Source organism: Rhizobium sp. PAMB 3182 (assembly GCF_052908355.1).
The window spans coordinates 3,198,423-3,212,206 of record NZ_CM128607.1 but is presented as its reverse complement, the minus strand read 5'-3'; the positions used below and the strand labels follow the sequence as shown (position 1 = coordinate 3,212,206).

Annotated in this window: 10 protein-coding genes; 8 read left to right on the top strand and 2 right to left on the bottom strand. The window is 61.1% G+C overall.

Features of this window, described 5'->3' with window-relative positions; genetic code table 11:
• Window positions 1-30 precede the first annotated feature (30 nt).
• Complete coding sequence (locus ACU5AZ_RS15470; RefSeq protein ID WP_446823234.1) at window positions 31-2,025, bottom strand: methyl-accepting chemotaxis protein; 1,995 nt, start codon at window positions 2,023-2,025, stop codon at window positions 31-33.
• Window positions 2,026-2,390: 365 nt separating this feature from the next.
• On the opposite strand from ACU5AZ_RS15470, the gene ACU5AZ_RS15465 reads away from it, so the two are divergent.
• The 6 genes from ACU5AZ_RS15465 to ACU5AZ_RS15440 all read left to right on the top strand — a co-directional run bounded on the left by ACU5AZ_RS15465 (window position 2,391) and on the right by ACU5AZ_RS15440 (window position 9,658).
• Window positions 2,391-3,410 (top strand): LacI family DNA-binding transcriptional regulator, encoded by a 1,020-nt coding sequence (locus ACU5AZ_RS15465; RefSeq protein WP_446823233.1) that lies wholly within the window; start codon window positions 2,391-2,393, stop codon window positions 3,408-3,410.
• A gap of 61 nt (window positions 3,411-3,471) precedes the next feature.
• Window positions 3,472-4,707 (top strand): ABC transporter substrate-binding protein, encoded by a 1,236-nt coding sequence (locus tag ACU5AZ_RS15460; RefSeq protein WP_446823232.1) that lies wholly within the window; start codon window positions 3,472-3,474, stop codon window positions 4,705-4,707.
• A 123-nt stretch (window positions 4,708-4,830) separates the two neighbouring features.
• A complete protein-coding gene (locus tag ACU5AZ_RS15455) occupies window positions 4,831-5,748 on the top strand; it encodes a carbohydrate ABC transporter permease (protein ID WP_446823231.1) in 918 nt (305 codons plus the stop codon).
• Window positions 5,748-6,611 (top strand): carbohydrate ABC transporter permease, encoded by an 864-nt coding sequence (locus ACU5AZ_RS15450; RefSeq protein WP_446823230.1) that lies wholly within the window; start codon window positions 5,748-5,750, stop codon window positions 6,609-6,611. Before ACU5AZ_RS15455 ends, ACU5AZ_RS15450 begins: the two co-directional genes overlap by 1 nt.
• Before the next feature lie 18 nt (window positions 6,612-6,629).
• Window positions 6,630-8,570: a glycoside hydrolase family 127 protein gene (locus ACU5AZ_RS15445; RefSeq protein ID WP_446823229.1), complete on the top strand. Its 1,941-nt coding sequence runs from the start codon at window positions 6,630-6,632 to the stop codon at window positions 8,568-8,570.
• Window positions 8,567-9,658, top strand: coding sequence for an ABC transporter ATP-binding protein (locus ACU5AZ_RS15440; RefSeq protein ID WP_446823228.1), 1,092 nt, complete (start codon window positions 8,567-8,569; stop codon window positions 9,656-9,658). Before ACU5AZ_RS15445 ends, ACU5AZ_RS15440 begins: the two co-directional genes overlap by 4 nt.
• A 129-nt stretch (window positions 9,659-9,787) precedes the next feature.
• Here ACU5AZ_RS15440 and ACU5AZ_RS15435 read toward each other — a convergent pair whose 3' ends face one another.
• Window positions 9,788-10,408, bottom strand: a complete 621-nt coding sequence (locus ACU5AZ_RS15435) for a TetR/AcrR family transcriptional regulator C-terminal domain-containing protein (RefSeq protein ID WP_446823227.1) — start codon at window positions 10,406-10,408, stop codon at window positions 9,788-9,790.
• A 94-nt stretch (window positions 10,409-10,502) separates the two neighbouring features.
• On the opposite strand from ACU5AZ_RS15435, the gene ACU5AZ_RS15430 reads away from it, so the two are divergent.
• Window positions 10,503-11,969 (top strand): carotenoid oxygenase family protein, encoded by a 1,467-nt coding sequence (locus tag ACU5AZ_RS15430; RefSeq protein ID WP_446823226.1) that lies wholly within the window; start codon window positions 10,503-10,505, stop codon window positions 11,967-11,969.
• 306 nt (window positions 11,970-12,275) lie between these two features.
• Complete coding sequence (locus ACU5AZ_RS15425; RefSeq protein WP_446823225.1) at window positions 12,276-13,751, top strand: aldehyde dehydrogenase family protein; 1,476 nt, start codon at window positions 12,276-12,278, stop codon at window positions 13,749-13,751.
• Window positions 13,752-13,784 lie beyond the last annotated feature (33 nt).

Sequence of the window (13,784 nt, the reverse complement as noted above, 5' to 3'; positions counted from 1 at the left end):
TCGATGAATTTGATGTCGCGGTGCCGGGGTTCAGAACTCCTGCCAGTCCGCGGCGACAGCAGCCGAACCGTAGGCGTTGGCGAGCTTGCGTCCGAGACTACGCGCGGGCGAAGTCACCGGCTGCTCGGCAGGAGCGGCGTGGCGGGGTCCGCGCGCATTCTCCGACGTCTTGAAGCGGGCAACCAGCACGCTGAGGTTCTTCGCCTCTTCGGCGAGACGATTTGTGGCAGCAGTGGATTCTTCCACCATCGCCGCATTCTGCTGCGTCGTCTGGTCCATCTGGTTGACGGCGACGTTGACCTCCGACAGGCCGGTCGCCTGTTCACGCGCCGCGGTCGCGATCGAGTTGACGTGCTCGTTGATCCTGATGACCCGGCCTTCGATCTGCCGCAGCGCTTCGCCGGTCCGGCTCACCAGATCCACGCCCGAGCGGACTTCATTGCCGGAGCGATTGATCAGCGTCTTGATATCCTTCGCGGCGGTCGCCGAACGCTGCGCCAGCTCCCGCACTTCCTGTGCGACGACCGCAAAACCCTTGCCGGCTTCGCCGGCGCGCGCTGCTTCCACCCCGGCGTTCAACGCCAGAAGGTTGGTCTGGAAGGCGATTTCGTCGATGACATTGATGATCTGACCAATCTCGCTGGACGCCTTCTCGATCCGTCCCATCGCTTCGACGGCAGACTCCACAACCTCGTTCGATTCCTCTGTGTCGCGGCGGGCCTCCTGCACCATGCGCGAAGCCTCGACCGAGCGCTCCGAGGAGTTCTTCACCGCAGAGGTGATTTGCTCGAGAGCCGCAGCCGTTTCCTCAAGAGAGGCAGCCTGCTGTTCCGTTCGCTTGGACAGATCATCGGATGCGCCTCGCAACTCGCCGGCACCGCTGTTGATCATGTCGATCGCGGAACGGATTTCCGTCATGATCGTCCGCAGGCTGGTCATCGTGGTATTGACGTTGTCCTGCAGGTTCTTGAACGCACCCTGGAACTGCCCGTTCATCGACTGGGTGAGGTCACCTGCAGCAAGCGCGGCGACCACACGAACAGTCTCGTCCACGCCTCTTTCGACTGAACCGACCAACTCGTTGACGCTGGCGGCAAAGCCGGCGAGGTCGGGATTTTCATAGGTCTTTGTGATGCGGGCGTTGAAGTCTCCGGCAACCGCTCTGGACACCACGGACGCGATGCTGGCCTGAAGGTCCGCGTTTTGCGCCTGGAGGGCGGCTTCCTGGGCGTTCATGTCGCGCACCTTGATGCCGTTCTTCCGGAAGACTTCGACAGCGTTAGCCATCTCCCCGATTTCGCCGGGGCGGCCGGTGAACGGAATATCCTTGTCAAGGTCCCCGGCTGCCAGCGAGTTCATGCTTTCGGTAATGTCACGGATCGGATTGGCGATGGCCCGCTTGCCAAAAATACCCGAGCCGATCAGCAACAATATCATGACTGCTGTCATGACATTGGTCACGATGGACGACAGGGACTGCATCTCGCGACGGTATTCGGTGGCGTCGCTTGCGCGCTTGTTCGCAGCATCGACAGCCTGGTCGACGAGAGTGGACATTTCCTCGGCCGTTACACTCAGGCTCTTGACGGTTTCGCTGTCTTTGGCGCCGTTGCTGGACGCCAGCTTGCTGGCGAGGTTCTTGGCCTCTTGATCATAGCTATCCAGCAAAGCCTTGATCTTGCCGACCCGGTCGATGTTCTCCTGAACGGTCATGTCGGCGACGGCAGCGTCTATAAAGTCGATCGCAGCGGCATAGCGCTTTTCGATATATTGGGCGGCTTCCGCCTGCTCGGCAGGCGTCGTTGCCAGGCGGAAATCGCGCACGCCGATCTGCATGCCCCGCATCGAAGCCTTCATCGACACCATATTTCGGGAAATGTCCTGCTGGATCCGGCTGAGCGAGACGGCCTGATCGACGGAGTTGCCGACAATCCAGGTCGTCAACGCAGTCACGAGCATGAAACCTATGCCGAGCGCCGATATGATCGCCAGTTTCGTACTGATGCGGGAGAAGTCCAGTTTCATTCAAAAAAATCCTTCGCTTGACGTACGGCGTTTCATGCGCCTCGAAGCGAGCAATTCATTCGCCCAAAAGTAGATCCAGAGTATCGCGACCAATGGTTGCGCATCGAGTTGTATTCGTATTGATACTAGTTAAAGTTTTAATTAATTGGCGCTGATTTTCATTCGAAATTGACCTGCTCCTCGAAATTTGGACGCCTGCAAAACGTCGTCTGGCGCGAACCACCTTCATCGGCCGTGTCGCCTTGAAAGGGCGTCGGCCAACCCCTCCCTGCGCGTCCAACGAATTATTTTGAGAAAACGTTTTCTCATATTGACACCTCAAGTGAGAAAAGGTTTTCTCGGGTGAAATTTGGAGGGAGGCCAGATTGGCGAATTCGGACAGGACATTGCGTCGCGCGACGATTCATGACGTGGCCAGAGCGGCCGGCGTCAGCGTGTCGACGGTCTCCAAGGCGCTGAATGATACCGGCCGAATGGCGGAGGAAACGCGCCGGCGGATCAAGAAGGTTGCCGCCGATCTGAGCTTTCGTCCGAATGCGCTTGCCCGAGGTCTCCTGTCCAGCCGTTCCCTGACGATCGGCCTTCTCACCAACGACACTTATGGTCGCTTCACCCTGCCCGTCATGGCCGGCATCTCCGAGGCGCTGGTGGATCAGGGCGTATCCGTCTTCCTCTGCGCGATCGAGGACGATCCAGCGCTCGGCAAGATCCATGTGGACGCGATGCTGGACAAGCAGGTGGACGGCATCATCGCGACCGGAAAGCGCATGGACCGGTCGCTGCCGGTCGACCTTTCGGGTCTTCCGGTGCCGGTGGTCTACGCGTTCACGAAGGGCACGCCGGACAGCGTGACCTTCACGTCGGATGACGCGCAAGGCGCCGGGCTGGCGACCGACTGGCTGAGGCAGATCGGCCGCAAACGGCTGGTGCACGTTACCGGCCCGGAGGATTTCGCCGCCGTCAGCGAGCGCTCAGCGGCCTTTCGCAGCCACGCCGGCGACGGCGCGGAAATTCTTCACGGCCAATGGTCGGAGGACTGGGGCCATCGGGCCGTCTCCGAGCTTTGGAGCCGGCACGGAGAGAAGCCGGACGGGATCTTCTGCGGCAACGACCAGATTGCCCGCGGTGTCATCGATGGCTTGCGAGAGCGCGGCGTCAATGTGCCGGATGATGTCTCGGTCGTCGGCTTCGACAACTGGGGGATCATGGCGGAGCACACCCGCCCGCCCCTGACCACCATCGACATGAACCTGAAGGAACTCGGCCGGCAGGCAGGCCTTACGGTGCTCGCCCTGGGAGAGGGTGAGCCGGTGGAACTCGGCATCAGAAAACTACCATGCCGGCTGGTTGTTCGCCGGTCCTGCGGAGGAGCAGGCGCATCCTGAGAATGCAAGGGTCATCAAGAAGGCCGTGTGCCACGCGGTCTTATCAAAGGGAGGAATGGAAATGCTCAGTCGGATTATGACATCCACAGCGCTCGCGACATTGCTTTTTGCCGGCAGCGCATCGGCCGAAACGGTGCAGATGTGGGTGAGAAGCGGCATCGGCGATGCCTTCAAGGAAACCGTGAAAGCCTATAACGGCAGCCACGAGGACAAGATCGAACTGACGGAAGTGCCGTTCAGCGAACTGGTGCAGAAATATGCGATCGCCATCGCTGGCGGCCAGGCGCCCGACGCGCTGTCGCTCGATCTCATCTATACTCCGGCCTTTGCCGCCGCAGGTCAGCTCGAGGACCTGACCGACTGGGCGAAGTCCCTGCCCTACTTCAACTCCCTCTCGCCTTCCCATGTGAAGCTCGGGACATACGAGGATCACATCTACGGCCTGCCGCTGTCGGTCGAAACCTCGATCTTCGCCTGGAACAAGGACCTCTACCGCAAGGCGGGTCTCGATCCGGACAAGGCGCCGACGACCTGGGACGAAATCACCGCCAATGCCGAGAAGATCACGGCGCTCGGCAATGATACCTACGGGTTCTATTTCTCCGGCGGCGGCTGCGGCGGCTGCATGATCTTCACCTTCACCCCGCTCGTCTGGGGTGCCGGGGCCGACATCCTGTCCGAAGACGGCAAGACGGCGACGCTCGATACGCCGCAGATGCGCAAGGCCGTCGATATCTACCGCAACCTTGTACAGAAGGGCACGGTGCCGGCGGGCGCAGCCACCGACAACGGCTCGAACTTCCTCAGCCTCGTCAACGGCAATATCGGCCAGCAGACGCTCGGCGCCTTCGCCATCGGCACCATGATCACCCAGCATCCCGAACTCGATTTCGGCGTCACGCTGATCCCATCGGTCGACGGCAAGACGTCGTCCTTTGCGGGTGGCGACAACTTCGTGGTGACCAAGGGCACGAGCAAGCTCGAAAACGTCAAGGCGTTCCTCGACTATGTCTATTCGCTGGACGGCCAGAAGATCATGGCCAAATACGGCAGCCTCCCGACACGCGGCGATCTGGCGGATCAGGTTCTCGACGGCCTTGATCCGCGGCTGAAGGTGGGCGTCGATGCGATCAAGGTTGCGCAGACACCCTACACGCTGCAGTTCAACGATCTGATCAACAGCGCCAACGGTCCCTGGGCCAGCTTCACGCATGCGGCGATCTTCGGAGACAATGTCGACCAAGCATTCTCGGATGCGCAGTCGCAGATGCAGCAGATCATCGACGACGCCCAATAAAGGCTCCCGGGCAGCCGCTGGACTTCCGGCGGCTTCGAAACCGGCCGGAAGTCCAGCGAAACGCTTCCGGCCGGCACCGGCAAATTCATCAACAAGAGGTCATCAACACAGATGACGGTCTCCATGACGCATGACATCAAAGTCGAGCCGATCAGAAAACGCCGCCGCTCAACCCAGCGCGGCTCATGGAAAGGGCTGCTCTATATCGCGCCGGCCATGCTTCTGGTCGCCGTCTTCTTCATCATTCCGGTCTTCTTCACCGCCTGGATGAGCCTGCACAACTGGTCCCTGCTCGGAAATCCGAAATGGGTGGGCCTGCGCAACTACATCCGCATGTTTTCCGACGCCCGGTTCATGGATGCACTCGGCTTCACGGCCTATTACACGGTCATCGTGACGATCGCGATCTTCGCCGTGGCGTTTCCGCTCGCCATCTTCGTGGAACGCCAGCGCCGTTTCGTCGCCGCCTATAGAACCCTCATCTTCCTGCCCGTGGTGGTCGGCCTCGCCTCCGCCTCGCTGCTCTGGGTCTGGCTCTCCAATGTCGACAGCGGCTTCTTCTCGCCGCTCTTCGAAATGCTCGGATTGACCGAAGGCCGGCTGAACCTTCTCGCCACGTTCGACAAGGCCTTTGCCATCATCATCGTGATGGTGGTGTGGAAGATCGCCGGCTTCACCATGGTCATCCTGCTGACCGGGCTGCAATCGATCCCGTCGGAACTGATGGAAGCGGCGAAAATCGACGGCGCGGGCTCGTGGCAGCGTTTCCGGCATCTCACGCTGCCGTTGATGCGCAAGACCCTGGCCCTCGCCCTCATCCTGTCGATCACCGGCTCGGTGCTGGCCTTCGACCAGTTCTACATCATGACGAGCGGTGGACCGCAAAACAAGATGATCTCCGTCGTCTACTACATCGTCAACCAGTCGTTCGTCTCATTCCACCTGGGATACGGCGCGGCGCTTTCGATGGCCGTGCTGGTCATCCTCGTCGCCATCAGCGTCTTCCAGCTCTGGCTTCTGCGCGTCGGGGAGGAGCAATAATGGCATCGGCAAAGGACCTCAGGACACGCCGGAAACGTCTCGGCAACGTCATCTTTCATTCGACGGGCATCATTGTTTCCCTCTTCTTTTTCGCGCCGTTCGCCATCGCCCTGCTCGCCTCGTTCCGGCGCGGACAGGAAGCCGGAACGCCACCGCTGCCGCCATGGCCGATGCACGGCTTCTCGCTGGATGCCTATCGCGCGCTCGACACATTCGGCGCCGGCGTCTGGCAGCACACGATGAACTCGCTTCTCGTCTCGCTTGCCACCGTCATTCTCACGGTGATCGTCAGCGTGCTGGCGGGATATGGCTTCTCGCGCTACCGCTTCGCCTTCAAGAATGTGCTGTTCATCCTGCTGATCGCGACGCTGATGATTCCGTTCCAGTCGATCCTGACGCCGCTCTTCATCATCCTTGCCAAGCTCGGGCTCAGCAATTCGCTCGTCGGCCTCGTGCTCGTCTATGTGACGCTGCAGCTGCCGTTCTCGGTCTTCATGATGCGCAACGCCTTCGATGCGGTGCCCAAGGAAATCGAGGAAGCGGCACGCATCGAAGGGGCTCGCGATATCAGGCTGCTGACGCGCGTGCTGTTGCCGCTGGTCATGCCGGGCGTTGCGACCGTAGCGATCTTCGCCTTCCTCAACGCCTGGAACGAGTTCCTGGCGGCGCTCATTCTGCTTTCCAGCAACGAGCAATATACGCTCCCCGTATTGATGACCGCCGTCAGGGTCGGCCGATTGGGGGCGATCAACTGGGGCGCCGTACAGGCGGGCGTGGTCGTCATGATCGTCCCCTGCCTCGTCGTCTTCCTTCTCCTGCAACGCTATTACCTGCGCGGCCTGATGGCCGGTGCGGTCAAGTAAAACAAGGAAACAAGCATCATGCCGAACCTGGAAAAGCAATTCCGTCCGCCTGCCGTGCCCGCCGTCCGCGTCGATGGTTTCTGGGGCAAGTGGCAGGATGCCATCTGCAACGCGACCGCCGGTATCCTTCTCGACCGCTGCGTGGAAGCCGGAATGCTCGACGCCATCGATGTCCGCAAGCCGAGCCCCGGCGTCATCATTCCAATCCAGCCCTGGGGCGGCACAACGCAGATGTTCTGGGACAGCGACCTGGCGAAATCGATCGAGACAATCGCCTATGCCCTGTATCGCCAGCCCGATGCCGGGCTTGAAGCCAGGGCCGACGAGATCATCGACATGTATGAAAGGCTGCAGGACAGCGACGGCTATCTGAACGCCTGGTTCCAACGCATCCAGCCCGGCCGCCGGTGGACCAATCTGCGCGATCACCACGAACTCTATTGCGCCGGCCACCTGATCGAAGCGGCCGTGGCCTATTATCAGGCGACGGGAAAGCGCAAGCTCCTCGACATCATGTGCCGCTTTGCAGATTACATGATCACCGTCTTCGGACATGGTGAGGGCCAGATCCCGGGCTATTGCGGTCACCAGGAAATCGAACTCGCTCTCGTCAAGCTGGCGCGGGTGACCGGCGAACGCAAATACCTGGATCTATCGAAGTACTTCATCGACGAGCGTGGGCAGGAGCCGAACTTCTTCATTGAAGAGGCGATCCGCGACGGCCGCGCCCCGGCCGAATACATTCAGAAGAACAACGAATACAGCCAGTCGCACCAGCCGGTGCGCGAACAGAAGAAGGTCGTCGGCCATGCGGTCCGGGCCATGTACATGTATTCCGGCATGGCCGACCTCGCCACCGAATACGAGGACGACACTCTGACCGATGCGCTTGAAACGCTCTGGGACGACGTGACCACCAAGCAGATGTATGTCACCGGCGGCATCGGACCATCGGCAAGCAATGAAGGCTTCACCGACTATTACGACCTGCCGAACGATACCGCCTATGCGGAAACCTGCGCTTCCGTGGCGCTCGTCTTCTGGGCAAGCCGCATGCTCGGCCGGGGCCCGAACCGGCGCTTCGCCGACATCATGGAACAGGCCCTCTATAATGGTGCCTTGTCCGGACTGTCGCTCGACGGCAAAACCTTCTTCTATGACAACCCGCTGGAAAGCACCGGCAAGCATCACCGCTGGAAATGGCACCATTGCCCGTGCTGCCCGCCGAACATCGCCCGCCTTGTCGCGTCGATCGGCTCCTACATGTACGCCGTCGCCGACGAGGAGGTGGCAGTCCACCTCTACGGCCAGAACACCGCGCGGCTGACGGTGGCCGGCAAGGATGTCGAACTGCGCCAGGAAACCGCCTATCCGTGGGAGGGGGCCGTCTCGATCACGGTCGATATTGCCGAGCCACAGAGGTTTGTCATGTCGCTGCGGATTCCGGAATGGGCTGCTGGCGCCCGCCTTTCGGTCAACGGCGAGACGGTCGAGATCAACGCCTGCCTGAAGGACGGATACGCGCGGCTCGACCGGACCTGGAGTTCGGGCGACCGGATCCTTCTCGACCTGCCGATGGCGCTCCGCCCGCAATACGCCAATCCGAAGGTGCGCCAGGATGCCGGCCGCGTCGCGCTGATGCGCGGACCGCTGGTCTATTGCGCGGAGGAAGTCGATAACGGCGCCGATCTGAACGCCTATGTCGTCTCGCCGGCGGTATCCGAGGTTGGCAGCCAACGCATCGCGGAACTGGGCGACGCTTTCGCAGTCGACATCGAGGTTGCGAAGGAGGATATCGACGGCTGGGGAGCCGCGCTCTATCGCAGCGGCCCAGCGGAACGCGTTCCTGCACGATTGCGGCTCGTGCCCTATCATCTGTGGGACAACCGTGATCCCGGCGCCATGCTCGTCTGGCTGCAGGCCGGTGATCGTCAAGCGACTGGAGGCCCTGCGGCATGAGGCAGTCTGCGGGAAGTGCGGGCGTCGTGCTGACCGACGTGCGCAAGAACTTCGGGGCAGTCGAGGTGATCCACGGGATCGACCTCGATATCGCCGGTGGCGAGTTCGTCGTCTTCGTCGGCCCGTCCGGCTGCGGGAAATCCACCCTGCTGAGGATGATCGCCGGCCTTGAAGAGGTGACCGACGGCGAGATCGCCATCAAGGGCCGTGACGTCACCGATCTCGATCCGTCGGAACGGGGCATCGCCATGGTCTTCCAGTCCTACGCGCTCTATCCACATATGACCGTGCGCGACAATCTCGCCTTCGGCCTGAAGATGGCGCATGCCGGCGCAGAGGAAATCGCCTCGCGCGTCGGCCGGGCATCCGAAATCCTGAAGATCGACCATCTCATGGATCGCCGGCCGGGCCAGCTGTCAGGCGGCCAGCGCCAGCGCGTGGCGATCGGCCGCGCGATCGTGCGCGAACCCGACGTCTTCCTGTTCGACGAGCCGCTCTCCAACCTCGACGCCGAGCTTCGAGTGTCGATGCGGGTGGAGATCGCCAAGCTGCACAAGGAGCTCGGCAATACGATGATCTACGTCACGCACGATCAGACGGAGGCGATGACACTCGCCGACAAGATCGTCATCCTGCGCGACGGTCGCATCGAACAGAGCGGATCGCCGCGCGAAGTCTACGAGAACCCCGTCAACACCTTCGTTGCCGGCTTCATCGGCTCGCCGCGGATCAATCTTCTCCAGGGAGAATGGCTGGAGGGCGGCGGGATATCGCTGGCCGGCACGACGATCGAAGCGCCGCTTGCCGGTCTACCGGGCAAACCTGGGGCAATGGTCACCGTCGGCATGCGCCCGGAGCATGTCACCGTCCTCGACGACGGGGATGAAGGGCTGGCCGCCACCGTCGACTTCAGCGAGTATCTCGGCGGAACGCGCTATCTCTACTGCAACCTCTCCGACGGTCAGCCATTTGTCGCCGAACAGCGCGAAGGCCCCGACTACAAGGGCGGCGAAAGCATCCGGCTGGTCGTCGCGCAGGAGAAGCGCCGCTATTTCGGCGAAGACGGATTGCGCCTCGATCGCCAATGAGGCGCGACCGAAGCCGGGATGTGACGCACGTGGCGGGGAGATCATTCCCACGCGCCCGCAACGCATGGGGCGGCACGCCGGATGACCTCGGTGACCTAGGGAAGCCGCGGATCGCCGAGTTCGTGGCCGCTAGCCGCGCGCCCCATCTCCGGCACCGTAGCTTTCGAGAAAGATGGCGCAGGCAGGCCCGACATTCTCGAGGATTTCGGTTTCCGTGACGCTGTTGCGTGTGGCCCATAGATATTGCTCGAACAGGCGGGCTTCGCAGAGTGCCTTGAATCGCCATGCCGCAGCCACCGGATCGTCAAGCTGCAGTTCTCCAGCTTCGACCGCCTCATTCAGAGTGGTGACGATCACACCGATCACGCTCTTCGGCCCGTTCTCGTAGAAGATGCCTCCGAGCTCGGGGAAGCGCGTGGCTTCCGCGATGACGAGCCGGTTGACCGACATGATTTCATCCGACAGCACGAAGCGCAGATAGTTCTTCCCGAGCGCCCTGAGCTTGGATTCGATGCCGTCGGACGTTTCCGGAAAGCTGATGAACTCTTCCCATCGCTGCAGGCCGGCATTGACGACGAAGGCCGCGAACAATTCCTCCTTCGATGAGAAGTAGCCGTACAGCGTCCCTTTCGAGCCGCCGACCGCGGCGGCGATCGTCGCCATGGACACCGTGCCATATCCCTGGCTGCGGAAAAGGTCGCCGGCAATGGCGATGATTTCGTTTCGCTTCTTCTGACTTCTGACTCGCATGGCGCCTTATAACCGTATCGACCTGTATTGTTAAGTTGACATATGCCAAAACCTATAATAGTACACATTAGTACGGTTATGAGGAGGAGATACGATGACTGGACCTTTCCCCAGCGCACCTGAATTCACCGGCGCGCTCTACAAGCCTGCCCGATTTGAAGGACAGGTCTATGATCTGGAGGTGGAAGGAAAGATCCCGGTCGAGATCGACGGCACCTTTTTCCAGGTGGCTCCCGATCCGCAATATCCGCCGATGCTTGGCAAAGACATATTCTTCAATGGCGACGGCGCCATCTCCGCCTTCCGTTTCCAGGGCGGGCACGTCGACTTCCAGCGTCGTTACGTCATGACCGAGCGTCTGAAGGCGCAGCGTGCAGCGCGCGCATCGCTCCACGGCACCTATCGCAACCAGTATACCAATGACCCGACCGTGCGCGATTTGAACAACAGCACGGCCAATACCAACGTGATCGTCCACGCCGGCAAGCTGCTGGCATTGAAGGAGGACAGCGCGCCTTACGCGCTCGATCCCGTAACGCTCGAAACGATCGGCCTTTGGGACTTCGATGGTCAGCTGACCAGCGCCACCTTCACGGCACATCCGAAGTTCGATCCGGCGACCGGGGACCTTCTCTGTTTCGGATACGAAGCCAAGGGCGATGCGACACCGGACATCGTCTATTACGAGATCGACGCAAGAGGCCGGAAGAAGCGCGAAACATGGATTGTCGCGCCCTACGCGGCAATGATCCACGACTTCGCCGTCACAGAAAACTACGTCATCTTTCCGCTCATGCCGCTGACCGTGGACCTTGAGCGGCTGAAGAACGGCGGAAAGCATTTTCAGTGGCAGCCGGGCCTCGACCAGCTGTTTGGCGTCCTCCGGCGCGACGGCGACGGCAGCGACGTGCGATGGTTCACGGCACCCAACGGCTTCCAGGGACATACGCTGAACGCCTTCGACGATGCCGGACGCATCTATGTCGACATGCCCGTCACCAGCGGCAACATCTTCTACTTCTTCCCCCAGGCAGACGGGACAGTGCCGCCGCCGGAAACGCTCTCGTCCAACCTGATGCGGCTGACCATCGACATGAACGCACGCGGCAATACGCTATCGATGACGCCGCTCACCGCCTTTGCCTGCGAATTCCCGCGAAGCGACGACCGTTACATGGGCCGGCATTACCAGCATGGCTTCGTCATCGCCATGGACCCGAGCAGACCTTTTGACGAGACCCGCATCGGACCGCGGCCGTTCCAGTTCTTCAACTTGCTCGCTCACGTCAACGTGGCGACAGGCAAGACGAAGACCTGGTTTGCCGACGACCAGTCCTGTTTCCAGGAGCCGATTTTCGTACCGAAGCGCGCCGACTCTCCGGAAGGCGAAGGCTATGTCATCGGCCTCTGCAACCGCCTGGCCGAACAGTCTACGGACCTTTTGGTACTCGACGCCCAGCACTTGGACGAAGGGCCGATTGCAACGATCAAGCTGCCGATGCGGCTGCGCATGTCCCTGCACGGCAACTGGGTGCCGGGAAGCGTGCTGCAAGCGAACTGACGCTGGGACGACCGTCCAGCCCTCTGGCTCGGCGGCGAACAGACCCGCGTCGGCCGACACTGAAGCCAAGCAAAAACTCCGAGTATTGCCAATACTCGGAGATAAACTCATTTTCACTTAAGTAAACTATAGCATAAATACGGTTATACATATTTCTTATGCAAGAAAATCACAATTAATATTGATAAATTTCATTTTTGTGGGAGTGTATCTCTAGGGGGCGAATTCTTTACATAACGAGACTCAACACGGCAGCGCTCAGCGCCGTCTGCGACGTCTTGTTGATCGCCAAGAGGAGGATACACTTTGCAGCAGCGCATCGATCAATCCGCGTTATTCCCGTCGTCCTACGATGGATTTTCCGGACAATATATCGCCGGCCGGTGGGTCGCCGGCACCCAGGGCACCACGGCTCTCGACCGCAACCCTTACAATGACGCCGTTCTCGCCGAGATCTCTCAGGCGAGCCTAGTCGATCTGGACCTTGCCTTCCAGGCCGCGAAAGCGGCGCAGCGGCAGTGGGCGCAGACCTTGCCGGCCGAGCGTGCCGCCGTCTTTTTCAAGGCGGTTTCCATTCTCGACATGCGCAAGGAAGAGATCATAGGCTGGCTCGTTCGGGAATCGGGCAGCACGCGCATCAAGGCCGGCATCGAATGGGGCGCCGTGCGCGCCGGCATGCTGGAAGCCGCGACCATGCCCGCCATGGCCCAGGGCCACATCATCCCCGTCGACAAGCCCGGCAAGGAAGCACGCGTCTACAAGAAGCCCGTTGGCGTCGTCGGCGTGATCAGCCCGTGGAACTTTCCGCTCCACCTGTCAAACCGGTCGGTGGCGCCGGCGCTTGCCCTCGGCAACGCGGTCGTGCTGAAGCCATCCAACGACACTCCGGTCACGGGCGGCCTGCTCCTCGCCAAGATTTACGAGGAGGCCGGCTTGCCGGCTGGCGTGCTCAACGTTATCGTCGGCAGCTCGAGCGTGATCGGCGACGCCTTTTCACGCCATCCCGTGCCGCGCGTCCTCACCTTCACCGGCTCCACGCCAGTCGGACGGCATATTGCCCAGGTGGCAGGGGAATCGTCGCTGCTCAAGCGCATCGGCCTCGAACTCGGAGGCAACGCGCCGCTGGTGGTCCTCGATGACGCCGATCTGGAAAAGGCAGTCGGCGCCGCACTGATCGGCCGGTTCATGCATCAGGGACAGATCTGCATGAGCACCAACCGGATCATCATTGACACCGCGATCTACGATCGCTTCGTCGAAGCATTCACCGCCGCCGCCAAGACCGTGAAATACGGCGATCCGAACGAACCGGACACTTTGGTCGGACCGCTGTGCAACGACAGCCAGTTGAAGAGCGTTGCCGCAAGCATTGCCCGCGCCCGAGAGAGCGGCTTCCGGGAATGTGTTTCCGGTACGATCGATGGCCGCGTGGTGTCTCCGCACGTCTTTGCGGACGTGGCAAACGACTCTGACTTCGCGCGCAATGAAATCTTCGGACCCGTTGCGCCGCTGATCCGCGCCGCCAACGAGGCCGAGGCGCTGGCCTTTGCCAACGACACCGAGTTCGGCCTGTCCAGTGCGGTTTTCACCCGGGACGAAGCGCGAGGTCTTGCCTTTGCCCAGCAGATCGAAGCCGGCATGACCCATATCAACGACATAACCATCCACGACTATCCGCACGTGATGTTTGGAGGCGAAAAGAACTCCGGCCTCGGCCGCTTCAACGGCAAGTGGATCGTCGAGGAACTGACCACGGATCACTTTATCTCGATCCAACGATAAGGAGCCGGCATCGCTGGAGGAGAGCGATGCCGC